10 protein-coding genes are annotated in these 19,275 nt (G+C 36.7%); 8 read left to right on the forward strand and 2 right to left on the reverse strand.

Features of this window, described 5'->3' with window-relative positions; translation table 11 throughout:
• Window positions 1–181 precede the first annotated feature (181 nt).
• From ACQV2S_RS03995 to ACQV2S_RS04030, 8 genes are all read left to right on the forward strand, one after another.
• The gene (locus ACQV2S_RS03995; RefSeq protein WP_428885052.1) at window positions 182–5,296 is read left to right on the forward strand and encodes a SpaA isopeptide-forming pilin-related protein; all 5,115 of its coding nucleotides are present in this window, start codon (window positions 182–184) and stop codon (window positions 5,294–5,296) included.
• A 4-nt stretch (window positions 5,297–5,300) separates the two neighbouring features.
• Entirely contained in the window at window positions 5,301–6,830 is a 1,530-nt protein-coding gene (locus ACQV2S_RS04000) for a SpaH/EbpB family LPXTG-anchored major pilin (protein ID WP_428873358.1), read from the forward strand.
• A gap of 99 nt (window positions 6,831–6,929) precedes the next feature.
• Window positions 6,930–8,276 (forward strand): MSCRAMM family protein, encoded by a 1,347-nt coding sequence (locus ACQV2S_RS04005; RefSeq protein ID WP_428885053.1) that lies wholly within the window; start codon window positions 6,930–6,932, stop codon window positions 8,274–8,276.
• Entirely contained in the window at window positions 8,257–9,108 is an 852-nt protein-coding gene (locus ACQV2S_RS04010; RefSeq protein ID WP_428875257.1) for a class C sortase, read from the forward strand. Before ACQV2S_RS04005 ends, ACQV2S_RS04010 begins: the two co-directional genes overlap by 20 nt.
• Window positions 9,109–9,966: a class C sortase gene (locus tag ACQV2S_RS04015; protein ID WP_428875258.1), complete on the forward strand. Its 858-nt coding sequence runs from the start codon at window positions 9,109–9,111 to the stop codon at window positions 9,964–9,966.
• A 145-nt stretch (window positions 9,967–10,111) separates the two neighbouring features.
• The gene (locus tag ACQV2S_RS04020) at window positions 10,112–11,467 is read left to right on the forward strand and encodes a TrkH family potassium uptake protein (RefSeq protein ID WP_428885054.1); all 1,356 of its coding nucleotides are present in this window, start codon (window positions 10,112–10,114) and stop codon (window positions 11,465–11,467) included.
• Window positions 11,468–11,471: 4 nt separating this feature from the next.
• Entirely contained in the window at window positions 11,472–12,134 is a 663-nt protein-coding gene (locus ACQV2S_RS04025; RefSeq protein WP_428873353.1) for a potassium channel family protein, read from the forward strand.
• 204 nt (window positions 12,135–12,338) lie between these two features.
• The gene (locus ACQV2S_RS04030) at window positions 12,339–14,852 is read left to right on the forward strand and encodes a CAMP factor family pore-forming toxin (protein WP_428885055.1); all 2,514 of its coding nucleotides are present in this window, start codon (window positions 12,339–12,341) and stop codon (window positions 14,850–14,852) included.
• Window positions 14,853–15,396: 544 nt separating this feature from the next.
• Here ACQV2S_RS04030 and ACQV2S_RS04035 read toward each other — a convergent pair.
• Both ACQV2S_RS04035 and ACQV2S_RS04040 read right to left on the reverse strand, forming a co-directional pair.
• Complete coding sequence (locus ACQV2S_RS04035) at window positions 15,397–17,634, reverse strand: immunoglobulin-like domain-containing protein (RefSeq protein WP_428885056.1); 2,238 nt, start codon at window positions 17,632–17,634, stop codon at window positions 15,397–15,399.
• Window positions 17,615–19,165, reverse strand: a complete 1,551-nt coding sequence (locus ACQV2S_RS04040) for a YSIRK-type signal peptide-containing protein (RefSeq protein WP_428885057.1) — start codon at window positions 19,163–19,165, stop codon at window positions 17,615–17,617. The genes ACQV2S_RS04035 and ACQV2S_RS04040 overlap by 20 nt, the downstream gene beginning before the upstream one ends.
• Window positions 19,166–19,275 lie beyond the last annotated feature (110 nt).

Here is a 19,275-nt window from a genome sequence, read left to right on the forward strand (position 1 = left end):
CCGAATGTTCGGATTCATAGTTATTTTTGCTCTTAATGTTTAATTTTTTTATAAATGCTATAGATTTATTTGCAATGGAACTGTTTTTTTAGATATAATATTTGAAGAAAGCTATGCAATTGATTATGATCTTAAAATGCTATTAAGTTATAGAATACACAACGATTAAGAGGTGATAAAATTGAAAAAATATTCACAAACCCTTTGGAATACTATGTTAGTGCTCCTATTGCTTCTATCAACCATTCCTTTTAAAACTTTCACTACGGCCTATGCCCAAGAAGCAATAGACCCGAATATTCTTCAATTAAAAAATAATCCTTCTACTTGGCAAATATTTTTGAATAGCAACAATAATATGGAACCAAGTGATCAGCTTATAATGTTTGAAACAGATGCTGAATTTGAACAAGTCCATTCATTTAAACTTATTACCAATCAAGAAGAAACTATTTCCATGCGATTAGTGAATCAGCAATCAGATTTTAATAGGGCTATTAAGAATTTTATGCAATACCGCGAAGAGATGGAGGCCTATCAGCAGGATAAGGTTCATTACGAAGAAAAATACCAAACTTATCTGGAAGCCAAAAAGCAAAATGATCTTGAGTGGCAAGCCTACCAAGAAGCCCTAGAGACTTATCAGCTAGAATATGCAAATTATGAGCAAGAACTAGAAGCATACTGGACACAATATAACCAACTAATTGAGAGTGGTCTTGAAATTCCTTCCGACCTAGTTGAACCACAAGCCCCAAGTCAAGCTGATTTAGTAGAACCTGAAGTTTTTACAATGGAAGAACCATTAGCACCAGAAAATCCTTATAATGAAGAAAAAGAGAAACTTTGGCAAGTCGGATTCAAAGCGAATGCTAATGAAGAAGTTTATCAATTTTGGATACCAAAAGCTTACTTTAAACATACACTGCAAGCAGAGGTAGATCGTTCAGGTTCGATGAGTAAAAGTTTTACCGTTAAAGCCGTTACGCTTTTTTCGAATAGGAAGATTACTGCCCAGCAAACTGTTCCTAAAAACGATGACAATAATAAAGAATTAGCGACAAACGAAGAATCAACAACAGTCACGATAGTTGATGATAATGCAACTACTATAAATCAAGAAAATAAAGAATCAAGTCAAGAAGATCAAACAAAAGATAAAAGTACTCAGCTAAATCCTGAGCCGATCTTAAAAGATGAAATTCTTGTTCAAGTCGATCAACCTTTGTTAGCGGAAAATGTAGTCGAAAATTACAGTGATTTATCGAAAGAAGTGCTGTACGAATGGGAGGAAGCCATAGATACTTCGCAAACAGGGGTCTTCCAAACCATTTTATCCATCACTTTTCCTGACGGTGAAACCATTAAATTACCTGTAGAATATGAAGTAATAGCAAGATTTTCTAATATCCAAGCACGATCAGCAACGGATTCTACCACACCCGTCTCAAATAAATTTAATATCTTAGCCTTAGACCAGTTTGATAATCCGGCGCCTAATGTAGAAGTAAAGCTTTTTCATTATAATCGAACAGAAGAAGATTGGTTTACCTTTGATCTAAGCCTTGTAAATGACGACTCCCAACCAACTTCATATACAGGGACTAATGGCTATACTGCTTATTACAACGTTCCAAGAGATGGAAGTTACCCTTACTTTTATGTCAAGCTTATAAGTACACCTAATGGGTATGCACCGCCTAAAATTGGCCTACTAGAAAAGAATCCAAGTCTTGTTGCAAATAAATTCGACCCCAAAGAAGGCAGTTATTATGGAGCATACAATCTTTCAGCCAATGGTACTTTATCTCCTGATTATAATAATATTTATCGTCCATTTGCCAAAAATGGTCGTGAGGTACTAAATAACGCCGCACTAATCCGACTGGAGTTATTGCTGACGGATTTAACTTTTAAAAAAGTTGACCAAGAAACGCAACAACCCTTAGCGAATGCAGTCTATCGCTTAAGTAAAGAGGGGGATCCTTCCTTTAGTCAGACCGTAATTTCTAATCAAGAAGGAAAGTTAGATTTTACTAAGTTGAGCTATGGTAGCTATGAACTCAAAGAAATTAATGCGCCTGATGGGTACCTTGAAAGTGAGAAAACAATTTTATTTGATATTGATCAAAACGAGGATAAATCAGCCGTTTTCGCCAGAAATTTTCGCCAATCCTATAAAGGAAGCGTTACTTCGCTAGGGGATACCCCTCCCATTTTAGAAAACAAACCCAATCGTTTAAGAATCCGCAAAGTTAATAAACAAGGCGATTTACTTGAAGATGCTCAATTTACATTAAAAACACTTAATGGAACAGTAATTCCAAAAGAAACTAGCAATTCGTCAGCAATTTTTGAATACAGTCGCTTATCAGAGGGAAGTTATCTCTTAACTGAAGACAAGGCCCCAATTGGCTACTATTTGCCTCACAATAACAAGTGGACCCTGGTGGTGGATGCAGATGGCAAGATCCGTTTACAAGGCAATACAAGCAATATTAGTGAGATAAATTCTACAGATGATAGCCAAAGCTTTAATCTTATCAATCAAGAACATACACTTGATTTTAAGTTCACAAAAATTGGCTTAAATGAAAGCCGTTTAGCTGGGGCTCAATTTGATTTGAAACAAACACAGCCCTTTGAAGCTGAGATTGCTTCAGTCACAACGGATTCCAGTGGAGAGGTTCAATTTGAGGACTTAGGAGTCGGCTCCTATGAATTAATAGAAACAAAAACACCGCCTGGCTATGTAAAACAACATTTAAAAACCCTTTTTGATTTGGAATTATTAGCAGATAATAGCGGGTTAATAATTAAAAATATTCAAACAATTAACTTAGACACACAAAAAGAAGTGGAACCCCTTTTAAAACGCAATCCAGTTTCTAATCTTTATGAATATAGCAATACTAGAGAATCCTATTCCTTCTTTAAGGTAGATGAAAAAGGCAAGCCTTTATCAGGGGCTCAATTCCGTGTGGTTAATGACGCTAAAACTGAAGAGGTTTTAATAAAGACAAGTGATACAAAAGGGCGAGTGACTCTCAATCGAACAGCCACTCAACCTAATTCAACCTTTACTATTCAAGAGATTCGAGCACCTTTAGGGTATCAAAAGAGTCAAGCAACATGGAAAATTACAACAGATGAATTTGGACAAGTCACTATGGAACCCCCTACTGGATCAGACGAATTTACTGGTTCAAGTGTCGTAGATGGGGCAGAGGATCAGATCAAAATGACTAACAAACTCTTAACCTATACCATTCAATTCACCAAGGTGGGACTTAACGACTTGCCGTTAGAAGGGGCAAAGTTTACTTTAACGCCTGTTATCAAGAATGATCAAGGTGAATATATTGAGGACTCGAATCAGACTGCTCTGATCGCTCAATCAGCTTCAGATGGCACAGTCATTTTTAACGATCTCCCCCTAGGTTTCTATCGTTTACAAGAAATACAAGCTCCACCAGGTTATGTTGCCCAAAGCGATGCCTATGATATTATTGAGATAAAATTGGATACGCTAGACAATAAATATATTGCGGATATACTGCCAGAATACAATCAATTGCTCACTGGAGATGACAATCAAGGCTATACCGTTTCAAACCTAGTGGACTCGAACTTTAAAATTGTGAAATACGGCTATAGTGAAAAAGGGGAAGAGTTGGATCCTTTTACGCAACCGGTTATTCCTTTAGCTGGTGTGCAATTTGAACTAAAGGGAATAGAAGGAAAAGATTATCTACAAACAGCCACGACCAATGCGACGGGAACAGCAGGTTTTACCGATGTAGAAACAGGTAAATATGAATTAAGGGAATTGAGTAGTCCCAACACTCATTTAAGGTCAAATAATGTCTATCAAATAGAGATTGTTTCGGATGCAGGAGGAATACGCCCTCACATCACCCGTATAGAAGGTACTGATGAGGAGGACTTCTTAACAAAAGACGACTCTGGCAACTATCGCTTAGATTTTGCCATTAATCGTCAAAACCCCACCAATATCCAACTAAAGAAAGTAGCAGATGATAATGAAGGTCTGTCTATCGAGTCAATGCCCCCTTTAGAAGGTGCAAGCTTTCAAATTTATGAGTACGATAGACAAAAACAAGAACGAGTCGGACAAGCTTTGGCTACTAAAGTAACCGGAGCAGATGGCTTGCTTGCATTCAAGAATTTGCCAGTTGGCAAAACTTATGAAGTTGTAGAAACCCAATCACCTGTTAATTATGAGACAATAAATGGAGGAGGTATCAGTGCAAAAGTAGAAGTTTCTGACAAGGGAGAATTAACTTGGCTTTCCCAATCTGATGCCCATTGGAATTTCGAAAGCAGTGATGGCATTCCGAGAGTGATCAACCGTTTCCATCCGATCGAAATTGAATTTTGGAAACGGGATGATATTAATAATCAAAATGGAGACTATGGCAATGCTATAGCTGGTGCCGGCTTTACATTGACCCGTATGGAAGGGGACCCAGCAAGTGGATTAAGTTCGAGTCATGAAAGCTGGACAGTTACCAGTGATACCAATGGAAGAGTTAGTTTTAACCAAGAATTATCTAATTATCGTCCCATCAGAACAGAGGAGAATTATGTTTATTTCCATCTGGATGAAAGCTTTGTACCAGATGGCTATCGAAAAATTGTTAAGCCAGTTATCATTCAAGTAGATAGAAGTAACAACGTCTCTATAATGCCGGATGATTTAATTAAGAACGAAAATGCAATCGTCTTAGATGCTAATAAGGGCTATGTTGTGATTAATGAACTTATCAGGACGGATTTTAGTTTCAATAAAATTGACGGTGAGGACCCTACTACAAGAATAACTGGCAGCATCTTTCGCTTAAAATCTAAAGCTGAGGATAATAAAGATCACCGTCTTATTGATCAAGTCGTTAGCCAGAATAATTATAATTCCATCGTCTTTAAAGATTTACCTCTTGGAAAGTACCTATTATATGAAGAAAAGGCACCTGCAGGCTATAAGCTCCTGGGACAACCATTAACTATTGAAATTATTGAAAGTACCGATTCCCAAGGGAATAAAACAGGCCAAGCGGAATTCATATTGGATGAAAAGCAAGTCGATTTTATTAGCAAACGAGATACAAGCTCTGACGGTAATGACAATGAAATTGTTGTAATGAATTACCAATCGCATGACCTTATACTTACTGGAGGAACGGGGGTGCTGATTTATCTAGTTTCCGGCTTCATATTAATGGCTTTAACAAGTTTTTATTATCTTCAATCAAAAAAAACACATGAAAAGGAGTAAACACATGAAAAAAAGCAACTTATTAACAGCAGTCCTTGTTTTTATTTTGGGACTCTCGAACATTTTAACTCAGGCCCCTTCAGTATTTGCAACAGAACCTTTCGATGCAAAGGTAACCATTCATAAACTGCAAGCAGATTCATATAATTCTGATTTGCCAAAAGCAAACCAGGACGGGACAATAATTACAGACCTTTCTACTCTCGGTACCAATGTAAAACCCTTATCTGGAGTAAGCTTTACAGCTTATGAAATTGATAAAGATAGCTATGATAAAGCAATTGCTGGTACAAAGCCTACCCAGCCAGCATCTGGAGGCCAGCTTCTCGGTGAAACCGATTCAAATGGAACGGTTGAATGGACAGTAAATGTTGATCCTGCTAACCCTAAATACTTTGCTGTTTTTGAAACAAAAAAACCAAATTCCGTAACGGAGTCATTAGCGGTTCCATTTGTAATTGCTTTTCCAATGACTAAATTTGACGGTAGTGAATATCTTAAAGATATTCATATTTATCCTAAAAACGTCACAGGTGCTTTTCCGGTTATCGGTAAGGATATTGCTAAGTTAGGTTTTAATGAAGCCTCATTCAATGTTGGCGAAGCTTTTCAATATATTTTAAAAGGAACCATCCCAACAAATATTGAAAAATATTCAAAATATACCTTTACAGACCAGTTAGATCCGGCCTTAACGATTAAGCATGATGACCTTAAACCGACGATTAAGGTGGGAAATGAAACGTTAATTATAGAAGATCATTTCAATTATTCAGTCAGTGGTCAAACTATAAGTATTGCTTTAACACCAAAGGGTATCGAACAAATCGCTTCTCAAGTTCCTTTAGCAAATCGAAATAAAATCGCTGATAATGAAATCGATGGTATTTCGTCCAATACAAATGAAGCACCATTTATTGAAGTTAGTTTTACTGCCTACCTTAACGGCACTCACTCATCTACTGATACACCAATTACAAACAATGCAACAATTACTTACAATAATAGTGTGGTAGAAGAGACTACTAGCGCTTCAAATGATGTTTCGATCAAATACGGAAGTCAAGAATTTCAAAAAGTTGACTCCAATAAGAAAGCTCTTTCAGAAGCTGTTTTTACTGTCTTAGAAGATAATGCTCCGATGAAGTGGAACGAACATCTTATCACCCTTAACAATGCCGAGAGTAATCCAAAATTCCCAGATGCAATGGTTGGTAAGGTTATCCAATTAAAATCTGATGCCGAGGGTAATTTTTCAATTGACGGACTGGCATACTCAGCGCAAGGAAATGAGGGAACTAAACCATCGCAGTATTCAGTTAAAGAAACTAAAGCACCGGAGGGTTATCAGTTGTTAGCCGATGCTGTTAATTTTTCAGTAGAAAAAGATAATCAAAAACTTGAGATTACTAATAATTTACGTCCATCTATCCCAGCAACTGGTGGTATGGGGACTGTCATCTTCATCGTAGCAGGCGCATTACTAATGTTCCTTGCAATTTATGGTCGTCGTAAGGCCAAAGAAGAAGCCTAAACGATTAAGAATTTAAGGTATGGAGATTTTCTCCATCCTTTGTTAAGGGAAATAGGCCTATTTCCCTTAACAAAGGATATTCAAACTAGGAGGTATGATATGAAGTTATTTAAACAACTTACTACATTTCTATTGATGCTTTTTACCTTAATGATCATACCGTTTAATCATATTTCAGCCACATCCAATCGCTTGATCATTCATTCTGTTGATAGTGAAACAATAAGAGAATATAGAGTATGGAAGGTCGATCCCACCTATTCTCAAGCAGATATCGCTTCTTTAAAAGAAAAGAAAGTTAGTGAATTAGATCATCTATTTAAACAATCTTACTCTTCAAAAACGAATGAAAATTCTCTAGCCATTATTGACGGGCTTCCGGATGGTAGCTATTACGGATTAGAAATCAATCAAGCCGGTAAAAAAGAAGAACGTACGGTACCATTTATCATCGATTTGCCTTATCAAAACGCTTTTGAAGTTGATGTTTTCCCTAAGCGCGTTCAAACGGGCTACCTAAAAATCAAAGTGATCGGTGAAGTGACCACTAACCAAATGGATGATTGGAAGAATTTAGCGAATGTTACTTTTTATATTTATGCAGCGAATTCAGACCAGCCAATGTTGTTTAAAGAAGGGCATTTTACAACGGATCCTTCGGGCAAGGCTGAATTGAAGTCGAATTCTCTTGGTGAAATCACTCTCGCTTCATTACCAGAAGGAGACTATGTATTAGTTGAACTAAAAACGGTCGATGGGTATCAGCTTTCAAAAAAAATACATTTCACTATTAAGGCTGGTGAAGTTACTGAAGTTTTAGTTAAAAATTATCTGATTGCTAAAGAGACTTCTCAAGACTCAACCACAGAGCCTACAGATGAAAGCTCATTTGAAGAAGGGCTTGAAAAGGGCGGACAACATTTCCGAAAGGTCAACCATAAAAAGCCGGCGCAAGGCTTGATGGGTGCACGCTTTGAAGTAGTCACTTGGAATAGTAAAAAACGCCTCTTCGAACCAGTCTCTTCGAAAGAAGGGTCTTTCTACATTGTAGAATCTGATTCACGAGGATATTTTGAAGTCAACAATCTGCCCTTAGGAAAATACTATCTTATCGAAATCGAAGCCCCCATTGTACAAGGTCTAAAATACCAACCCTTTGAACAAGCCATTCCCTTTGAAATAACCAGTCAGAGTTATTGGAACTATACTGTAATGGAGATCGTCAACCATCCAGTTGAAGCATCAAAGCAAGAGCAAGATATTCCTATTAACCGACCTTCTAAACCAAGTGATATTGGCTTTTTACCAACGACAGGAGAATGTAAAACTAATTATTTCTACCTTGCTTTTCTTTTTATAACCATCGGTTTATCCATTCTTTTTTATAAGTCGACAACTGGTACAGAAAGGATTTCATGTAAACTTTATGAAGAAGAAAAAAATTAAACTCTTTTTTTATAATCTACTTTTTATAATGGGAGGGATAGCTTTATGCTATCCTTTTATTTCACGTTACCTCTATGACCAAGCCTCACGCGTGGAAGTGAATAGCTATAAGGAGGCTGTGCAACAACTGTCTATACAAGAAGTGGACCGACGTGTTTTTCTTGCCCAAGCCTACAACGACCAATTAAGTCAGAAAAAAGAGGGCGTTTCAAAGCTTTCGGATCCTTTTTCAGAAAAAGATCATCAAGAAGGACGTGCAGCCTATGCGCATATGTTGGAGATTAATGAACAAATTGGTGTCATTGATATTCCTAAAATAAATGAATACTTACCAGTTTTTGCTGGAACCAGTGAAGAAGTGCTGCAAAAAGGAATCGGACATTTAGAAGGGACAAGTCTGCCGGTAGGTGGACTTCACACCCATGCAGTTATTACAGGGCATCGAGGGTTGCCGAATGCACGTTTATTTTCGCATTTAGACAAGTTAAAAATAGATGATGTCTTTTATTTTAACAACTTAAATGAAACTTTAGCCTATCAAGTCGATCGAATCGATGTCATCTTACCTCATGAAATAGGATATCTTGATATTGTTCCAGAGCATGATTATATGACATTAATTACTTGTACCCCCTATATGATCAATAGTCACCGCCTACTGGTTAGAGGACACCGTATTCCTTATGTAGAGGATGAATTTGAAAAAGACCGCAAGACCTCTATGAACTTCTTTATCAAGTACCGCTGGCTTTTATTACTCCTGTTACTTTTACTACTACTTACTATTCTTTTTTGGCTGTATAATCGAAAAAAGACTGACAATGGAAAGTAGGTGGCTACAATCAATAGAAGAAATATCAAAGCTGTTTTAAACATTTTTATTTTCCTTTTGGGTTTGACCTTGGTCGCCTATCCTTTTGTAGCGCGTTATATTCATAACCAAGCGGCAAGAACGCAAGTAGAAGAATTTAGGGACCAATCTATCAAAATATCACAAACTGAATTAGACCGTCGGATTGAATTAGCCCATGCTTATAATTCGACCATCCTTCCTAGTATGAATGGCGTGGTGGATCCTTTTACCAAAAAACAAAAGGAAGGAATTAAAGAATATGCTCGCATGCTCGAAATCAATGAACAGATAGGCTTTATCGATATTCCTAAGATTGATCTCTCATTACCTATCCATGCAGGAGCGACTGAAGAAGTCTTACAAAAAGCAGCCGCTCACCTCCAAGGAACCAGCTTACCTGTTGGTGGTAAAGGAACAAATAGCGTCATTACAGCTCATAGAGGCTTACCTAGCGCCAAATTATTTTCTGATTTAAACAAAATGGAAGTTGGCGACTTATTTTTCCTCCATAACTTGCGCGATGATTTAGCTTATCAAGTGATTGAAATCAAAGTGATTGAACCTAATGATTTTGAATCCCTCAAAATTGAAGAAGCAGAAGATCGAGTAACTTTATTAACCTGCACACCCTATATGATTAATAGTCATCGCTTATTGGTTATTGGTAAACGTATTCCATATCCGAAAGAAAGCGTTCAAGAGACAATAACAAGAAGACAGCCATCTCCATGGAAGTTATGGCTTACGATTGCGTTAAGCTTATTTATTTTCTTGTCTATTATAGTTTTATTCATCAAAAGAAAAAAAGCTAATCGTAGCTTTTCTAGGGTAAAATGAGTCTATTGATAAGTTGCTGGTCAAAATAAACAATGAGTAATTTGTGTTTGAAATTCCTGTTTTTTTTCACTACTATAGGAATAGCAAAATTAAAAAAGCTAAACCACGATATAACTAACTTTTGTGCACAGAAGGGTGGAAAGTCATGCTTGTCTATAACCAGTGGAAAAAAGATCTCATTTCAATCAATCCTGCTGAATTATTCTTCTATAGCTACTTGGGCCTCATCTTAATTGGGAGCCTCTGTTTAAAATTACCTTTTGCAACTAATGAGGGTGTGCAGACCTCATTGATTGATAGTATCTTTACAGCCGCTTCTGCAGTTTGCGTCACGGGTCTAGCGACTTTAACCACCGCAAGTCATTGGTCGCCATTTGGTAAAACGGTCATTTTAATTCTCATACAAATAGGCGGTATTGGAATCATGACCGGTGTGGGAACCATTGGTATGTTAATGGGGAGACGGCTGTCTTTTTCTAATCGTAAGTTCTTAGCAGAAGAAAAAAACACCACTACTTTTAGTGAGGTAGCAGACCTTGTGCGGTATGTCGCTTATTCTACTTTAATTATTGAAGCCATTGGTGCTGTTTTATTAAGCTTTCAATTTATACCTGAATATGGGGTCATTAAAGGCGTCATCAATAGTATCTTTCACTCTGTTTCTGCTTTTTGTAATGCCGGCTTTGATATTATCGGTGACCAAAGTTTTATGGGCTATGTCGATAATAATTGGATAAATATCGTACTAATGTTCTTAATTATAGTAGGGGGACTCGGTTTTTCAGTTAGCAGAAATTTAATCCACCATTACTTAAATGGAAAGCCTCTTCGCTTGCATACAAAACTTGTTATAGTGACAACAAGTCTTTTAATTATCTTACCTGCCTTATTCTTTTTAGTTGTTGAATGGCAAAATCCTAGTACGTTAGGACCCTTAAATCTTGTGGATAAATTTACTGCGGCTTTTTTTCAATCGGTAACGACAAGAACGGCTGGTTTTGCGACGATCGAACAAGGAGGCTTACGCACCCCGAGCTACTTGGTGACGAATCTACTGATGTTTATTGGGGGGGCACCCGGAGGAACAGCCGGTGGCTTAAAAGTTACAACCTTTGCCTTATTAATTCTTTATACTCTGTCGTATTTGCGCGAAAGTCAAGATACCGTTGTCTTTAGACGTCGGATTCCTAGGAAGAATATATTGAAATCACTGGCCATTTTCTTTCTTTCTTTTTCTTGGGTGGGTATCGCTTTAATCTTGCTTACCCTCTTTGAACCTAATAAGTCACTGGTTAATCTTTATTATGAGATTATCTCTGCTTATGGTACAGTGGGATTAAGCCAAGGAATTACAGCCAGTTTAAGTGTGATGAGTAAAATAGTGATAATCTTTACCATGATTTTTGGTAAAATTGGACCCATGGCGATGGTGTTTGTCTTCTTCAAATCCAAAGCCTCGAACAATTATCGCGAAGCACAAGAAAGTATCTTAGTGGGGTGATTATGTGAAGGAATATCTAGTGATTGGCGCCGGAAGATTTGGGCGTAGTTTAGCGGAGAATTTAATGAAATTAGGACATGAAGTGATTATTATTGATCATAATGAAGAAAGCATCAACCGAATCGCTCCTTATGTAACCCATGCAATTTGCGCAGATATCAAAAACATTGAGGTTTTTCATGAGTTAGGGCTAGCGAATATCCAAACAGCCATTATTGCAATTGGATCGGATTTAGAAGCGTCTATATTATCTACCATCACTTTAAAAGAAATCGGTGTAAAAACAATCATCGGCAAAGCTTCTACCGATTATTATGCCAAAGTTCTTAAAAAGGTTGGCATTGATAAAGTGATTATTCCAGAAAAAGAAAGTGGCCGTAAATTAGCTTATAGTTTATCCTCTAAGAATCTTGTTGATTATTTTAATATTATTGATGACTATTCCATCTTCGAAGTAACCACCCCTTCATTATGGGTGGATAAAAGTCTAATCGATTTAGACGTGAGAGCTAAACATGGCTTTAATATAGTTGGAATTATTCGAGATTCGGGTGATTTTCTTGGAAATCCTGAACCTCATTCGGTCATCCATAAAGGGGATATGTTGGTAATACTGGGAACCTCAAAAGACTTTATGACGGTTGAGAAGCTGATTAATGAGCAATAATTGATCCATTGAATAAAGTATCAAATCCTGAAACAATCTACATTTTAGATTGTTTCTTTTTTATTTTAAATGGGAGGGTTTGAGAACGAACATATTACGCATTTTAATATAAACAATTTGTATCAAACTGTTTCGAGATAAAATATTGATTTTTTTTCTAATCGTGTTATAATTATTTTATCATAATAGATCGAGGTGGTATTTATGAGAAAAATGTCAATCATTTTTTCAAGTGCATTATTGCTAGCTAGTGTTGGAACTCCTCTGATACAACAATCAATATACGCACAAGAAGAAGCGTCAAATACTTCGCAAGCTTATAGTGCAAATGTACAAGATTTAGCAATAGAAATAGTAAATCAAAAAGACAAATTAGAAGCATTAGAACAAACGGTCTTAGGGACTCCCTATGAAGATCTCCTAAATAAAAGTTTTGATATTTTAGAAACAGTCATCTCAGACGCTACTGCAATAGCAAAAGGCGAGGGTATAAATCCTGAAACAATTTATGCTTTAAATTCAATAGGGCCACGTCTAACTGCTATTACAGAAGTAATTGAGGCAATTGATTATTCCGTTAATCATTTGAATAATAAAATAATCGATGCCCACCATATGATGGGATTAAAAATTACACATCTTACATACACTCTGTTGAATCCGCTTTCTTCGAACAATAGCATTGAGAAATTAATTGCTGAATTGAGAGAAACCAAGAGTGAGGCAGCTGCTCTACCAGATCTCAGTGAAAAAGATACAGCAACTATTTACTCAAAAGCTAAATTAGATAAAGCCATTTGGAATACGCGTTTTATTCGGGATGAAAAAATATTAGGTAAGATGGGTGCCAATGTCTATCATTCTTTAAATCGCGCAATCACAAAAGCAGTAGGAATTCAACTTGATCCAAAATCAACCGTTGGAGAAATCGACCAAGCGGTGGCTGAAATTGAAAGTCAACTTAATCAAGCCTTACAAGGTAAAGTTGTAGAAGTCACTAAACGTGATCGTGTAGCTGATCACAAGGAAGATCTGCTCGTAATTAAAGATAAAGAAGAGCAAATTAAGCATCTGAAAGAAGTTTTAGCGGGTACAAATTATGAAAATATCCTTGAAAGAGCTTCAAAATTGGTTGAAAACATCAAGAAAGAAGCCACTCTCGAAGCAAGCATAGCGGGCAAAGTTCCATTAAAGGTTGATACAATTGGAAGTCGGATTGAAGCATTAGTAACGATCATTGATGGAATTGTATACGCAACGACTGAAGCTACTAATAAAGTCAGCCATGCCCATAAAGACATGGGATATACAATCACTAAAGCTTTAATCACTTTAGCAGACCCATTCTCTTCACAAGCTTCAATCGATCATCAAGTACAACAAATCTTAGATCTAAAAGAGGCCATCAATGATTATCCAGATTTAACTGAAGAGGACATTGCAACAATCTATGTAAAAGCTAAATTAGATAACGCCATTTGGAATACACGTTTTATCAGAGATAAAAACATATTAGGTAAACTTCCTTTTGAACAGTATAATGATCTTAATAAAACAATTACTAAAGCCGTAGGTGTGCAGTTGGATCCAAAATCGACTGTCAAGGATATTAATTTATCCGTTCAACAATTACAAGAAAAACTTCAATCAATTTTAGGTTACGAAGTGGGATCAATCGTATCAAAAGACTTGACACTTCCAGACATTGTAAAAGATCATGAGGTTGCTTCAGATCTAGAAGAATTAAAAATTGAAGAAGATAAACTGGTAAAAATTTCTGAAAGAGTTCTTTCTAAAAAATATGAAAAATCATTAGAACAAGCCTTTAAGTTAATCGATAAACTCGGTGGCGAGTTAAATGGGATAAAACAATCAGATACTATATTTAACCTAAACTCAATTGGTAGCCGGATGAATGCTTTAAAAAACATTATTGAGTCCATTGATTATGCAACAAGTGAACTCAAAAATAAAGATTTATCTATACATAAAGATTATGGTTTTGCAATTACAAGAACACTAGTTACTTTATCAGACCCATTTGCTTCAAAAGAAAAAATTGAAAAAAGAATGGCTGAATTGCAAGCTTTAGAAACAAAAGCAGCCCATACACCCGATCTTCATTTAGATTCTCGTGCTAATATTTATGTTCAATCAATCCTAGATGAAGTGATTTGGAATACAAGATTTAGACGGGATAAAGAAGTTCTCGGTAAACAACCTTATGAAGTATATTCTAAAATCAATCGGACACTTACAAAAGCAGTTGGGGTTCAATTAAATCCAAATTCTACTTTAAGAGATGTCTATTCAATGATTCATGAATTAGAATTATTGTTTGATGATAAGATAACAGAAACCGAAGAAGTGATTGCAACAGAAGTCACTGAAGAAGAAGCTACCATCCAAGCTCTTAATGATGAAGTTGCTGTGGATGAAGCGATTGAAGCTGATGAAGAAAGTGTTAGTGAAGATCAGAGTGAAGAAGCTTCCGTAGAAGAAGTGATTGTCGGCGATACTTTTGAAGAGCTTTCTACAGATGAAGCGATTGAAGAAGAAATAACATCAGTTGAACAAATTGAAGAAACAACGGTTGAGAAATCGGCAGATGACGCTGAAACTGAAGAAACTCAACTTGATGCTGAGCAAACAGTTCTTCAAGACGAAACTATAAGTGACCTCTCAATAGAAGAGTCAGCCGTTGAATCAGATCTTTAATCATAGCTTGGTCCGTCTCGTTAGAAGCCTAATAGAATCATTCTATTAGGCTTTTTAGTTTGAAATACAATTTATTTATATAGGTTTACATAATATACATTATCTTATTTTTAAAACGGTGACAATTCACATAGCCTCTAACCAGTAAAAAGATGAAAAGCAAACTTAGCATAACTCCAAAAGTAAATGGTAATGGAATCCTATCAATAGTACGGGGGCCTTGATTAATAGATATCAGCGCCAAAAATAGATGAGACGCTCTTTACTGACTAGGTTTCACTCGGCTTCATCTTCGCGGTAAAAATAAGGTGAAGACCGATATAGGGATGATATTTATGACCAATAATCTAAGTAAATACGCAAAGCAGCGAGCCTAGATTGGAAAGTAACTTTCCAATCTAGGCTCGCTGTATATTTTGAAGCGGCTGAGAAGACCTTTTGTCTCAGCCCCCTTCAAGATAAATTGAATGCATCAATCTTAAGTTTCAGTAAGCCGAAATTGAATTCGCCTTTAAACTTAGGTTTCTATTCAAATTATTTAGTATTATTCTTCGTTTTCTTTCTTTTTAGGCATTGTAAGGAACAATCCAGCTAAAATAGAAAGGGCAGCTCCAGAGAAGATGGCATATGCTCCTGCATCCCCTGTTGCTGGTAAAACGGAAGCTTCATCCATCTCACCATTAGGTGCTTGAGGGTTAGGCTTTTCAGGTGTCTCTGGACTTTCAGGTGTTTCTGAACTTTCAGGTGTCTCTGAACTTTCAGGTGTCTCTGAACTTTCAGGTGTTTCTGAACTTTCAGGTGTTTCTGGACTTTCAGGTGTCTCTGGACTTTCAGGTGTCTCTGGGTCTGTAGGATCATTAGGGTTAGATGGAACGTTTGGGTCAACTTCTTTAACTTCTACTATCACTAAAGATGACTTTGTAACACTTGCACCGTTCTTATCCGTTACTTTAAAAGTAATCGTGTATTCCCCAGGAACATTTGGGTTGAACCCTCCATCATTGGTAATCACAACGGACTCTTTTAAATCACCATCTTCAGCATCTTGTGCGTCTGTTATTAATGAAGCTAAAGTAAAGGTATTATCACCTTGTGCAATACGCATATCTTCAACGGTGAGCGTTGGTGCTTCATTAATTGAGGTCCATTTTGGTGAAACAGTCACTACTGCTGATTTAGTAATGCTTGCACCCATTTCGTCAGTGACCATGAATATAATCGTATATTGACCTGGTGCATTGACATCAAAACCACCATTGTCAAAGATTTTAACTTCGTTAATCAGATCACCATCTTCTTTGTCATGAGCCTTTTCAATAAGCGATTCTAAAGTAAAGCTTTCGTCACCTTGAGCAATGGTGCTATTTTTAACACTAAGTGTTGGCGCTTCATTAAGTGGCGTCAATGGTGTCATTTCTTCCTCTACAGTTACGACTGCTGATTTAGAAATAGTTGCCCCATCTTTATCCGTTACTTTAAAAGTAACAATATATTGACCCGCTGTATTGACATCAAACCCACCATTATCAACGATTTCAACTTCGTCAATTAAGTTGCCATCTTCAGTATCATGAGCCTTTTGAATGAGTGATTCTAAGGTAAAGACATCATCTCCTTGGGTGATTGTTTGATCTGTTACTTTGAGTGTTGGTGCCTCATTAAATGGAGTCCATTTTGGTGAAACAGTAACAACAGATGACTTTGTAACACTTGCACCATTCTTATCCGTTACTTTAAAAGTAATCGTGTATTCCCCAGGAACATTTGGGTTGAACCCTCCATCATTGGTAATCACAACGGACTCTTTTAAATCACCATCTTCAGCATCTTGTGCGTCTGTTATTAATGAAGCTAAAGTAAAGGTATTATCACCTTGTGCAATACGCATATCTTCAACGGTGAGCGTTGGTGCTTCATTAATTGAGGTCCATTTTGGTGAAACAGTCACTACTGCTGATTTAGTAATGCTTGCACCCATTTCGTCAGTGACCATGAATATAATCGTATATTGACCTGGTGCATTGACATCAAAACCACCATTGTCAAAGATTTTAACTTCGTTAATCAGATCACCATCTTCTTTGTCATGAGCCTTTTCAATAAGCGATTCTAAAGTAAAGCTTTCGTCACCTTGAGCAATGGTGCTATTTTTAACACTAAGTGTTGGCGCTTCATTAAGTGGCGTCAATGGTGTCATTTCTTCCTCTACAGTTACGACTGCTGATTTAGAAATAGTTGCCCCATCTTTATCCGTTACTTTAAAGGTAATTGTATATTCTCCAGGAACATTTGGGTTGAACCCTCCATCATTGGTGATCACAACGGACTCTTTTAAATTACCATCTTCAGCATCTTGTGCGTCTGAAATTAATGAACCTAAGGTAAAAGTATTATCACCTTGAGCAATACGCATGTCTTCAACGGTGAGGGTTGGTGCTTCATTAATTGAGGTCCATTTTGGTGAAACTGTAACAAGAGATGACTTAGTAATAGTTGCGCCATCTTTATCCCTTACTTTAAAAGTAATCGTGTATTCCCCAGGAACATTTGGGTTGAAGCCTCCATCACTGGTAATCACAACGGACTCTTTTAAATCACCGTCTTCAGCATCTTGTGCGTCTGAAATTAATGAACCTAAGGTAAAAGTATTATCACCTTGAGCAATACGCATGTCTTTAACAGTGAGAGTTGGCACTTCATTGAGTGGTGTCAACGGTAGATTATCTTCAGGAATATATTGCACAGCTGCAATGTCCCGATAATCATCCGTTTTCTGAAGCATAATAGGTTATTGATGGATTACTATGCAAATTGAATGTTTCTACATAATTAAAAGTAGAACTTGTCACATCATTGCCGATCATTTTCCAGTCACCTGTATATTGGTTAAGGCCAACTTGTGTCCCTGCCAATCCATCTTTTGATAGTTGGGTTTCTTGAATGACTTCAGGATGCGCTAAGAATTGATAGGCAGAGGTGAAATCACCATAAGAAGTTAAATTTTGAGATCCATCTTCATGACTATCCGGCTCACGACTTTCAAAATAAGCTCGCCATTCTAATCCAGCCCATAGTGGTAAAATAGGCGTCTTTTGAGCCTGTTCTTTTGTCACAACATAATCCAACCGAATAGCAATAGGAAAACGAGAGGAAAGAGTTCCTGAATTAATGGCAAATCTTCGAACTGTGCTAAAGCCTTCATCATCCAATTCTTGATTTTGACTTAACTTGAATTGCTTGATTGCTTCTTCCGGAGAAGCGTATCCTTTCGTAGAAGTAAACATTTCTCCTTTAGGTTGATATGATGAGTGTGTTGCCGTGTAGCCTCGATCTACAATGCCTCCAGGTAAATAATCAAATCCTTTAGCTTTTAAGGCGCGCACTTCATCCAATGTTGCTAGATTACCGAATTTTCCGGCATAACTATACTCATCCCCAGTATATTCTCTTAGTAGTTGATCACGTAGATCAAAGGCATCTGATAAAGCTGGGTACTCGACTCCTTCATACTCTTTAATCATTTCTAATGGTAATAAAATATCAACTGCTGCATCATGTGTTTTTTTAATATCCGTATAGTGCCAATCACCTGCTGCATCTTTTAATTTATCCCCATCATATGTCCCAATTTGTGTGATTTTAATATCTTTTAATAGAGAAGGAACCACTAAACTATAAGATGTTGCGGTTTGGACATGATCCGAACTTGTAATTCCTGCAAAAGAGACCTGGAAAGAATACTGAATATCTCCCGTCTCCAGTTTTTTCGCTTCAAGTGGAGTTACATCAACTCCACCTCCTGTATAGGAAATAACATTTTGTGAGGGAAAATTTTGAAATTGATTATAATTTTGCATTGGCTGAAATTGAACGCCATTGTCTGTAACAATTTGAGGTTTCTCTTGTAATTCAAGTTCATTACTGTTTGAATTAAGTGATGAAGCTTCTTCTATTTGATTTAAATGAATTTCCTCTTCCGTTACTGTTTCTTCTTCAGTTACTACTTCTTGTTCAGTTACTGCTACTTCTTCAGTTACTGCTTGCTCTTCAGTTACTACTTCTTCTTCAGTTACTGCTACTTCTTCAGTTACTGCTTGCTCTTCAGTTACTACTTCTTCTTCAGTTACTGCTTGATCTTTAGTTACTACTTCCTCTAAAATTACTGCATGAGAAAAATTCTCATCAGTCAATTCGTTAGCCGAAGCTTGTGTAATGCCAAATGAACTCATTACTATAAATGAACCAATTGCTACTGAACATAAGCCAAAAGATTTTTTTCTTAAGGCAAATCTGTTTTTATTTTCTAACACCATATCATAACCCCTTTCAAAATAATCAATGTATAATATACATTAATTTATTATAAACTCTAGAGTTGTCAAACATATGTTACACAAGGTGCTTCTAAATGGGCATGCTTATG

This window comes from Facklamia sp. P13064 (assembly GCF_050409425.1).
GTDB lineage: Bacteria > Bacillota > Bacilli > Lactobacillales > Aerococcaceae > Facklamia.

Excerpts from the sequence above, each read along its gene's own strand:
- ACQV2S_RS04035 (WP_428885056.1), bottom strand. The coding sequence starts at position 17,634 with ATGCTTCAGAAAACGGATGATTATCGGGACATTGCAGCTGTGCAATAT.
- ACQV2S_RS04005 (WP_428885053.1), top strand. The coding sequence starts at position 6,930 with ATGAAGTTATTTAAACAACTTACTACATTTCTATTGATGCTTTTTACC.
- ACQV2S_RS04040 (WP_428885057.1), bottom strand. The coding sequence starts at position 19,165 with ATGGTGTTAGAAAATAAAAACAGATTTGCCTTAAGAAAAAAATCTTTT.
- ACQV2S_RS04030 (WP_428885055.1), top strand. The coding sequence starts at position 12,339 with ATGAGAAAAATGTCAATCATTTTTTCAAGTGCATTATTGCTAGCTAGT.
- ACQV2S_RS04010 (WP_428875257.1), top strand. The coding sequence starts at position 8,257 with ATGAAGAAGAAAAAAATTAAACTCTTTTTTTATAATCTACTTTTTATA.
- ACQV2S_RS04020 (WP_428885054.1), top strand. The coding sequence starts at position 10,112 with ATGCTTGTCTATAACCAGTGGAAAAAAGATCTCATTTCAATCAATCCT.
- ACQV2S_RS04000 (WP_428873358.1), top strand. The coding sequence starts at position 5,301 with ATGAAAAAAAGCAACTTATTAACAGCAGTCCTTGTTTTTATTTTGGGA.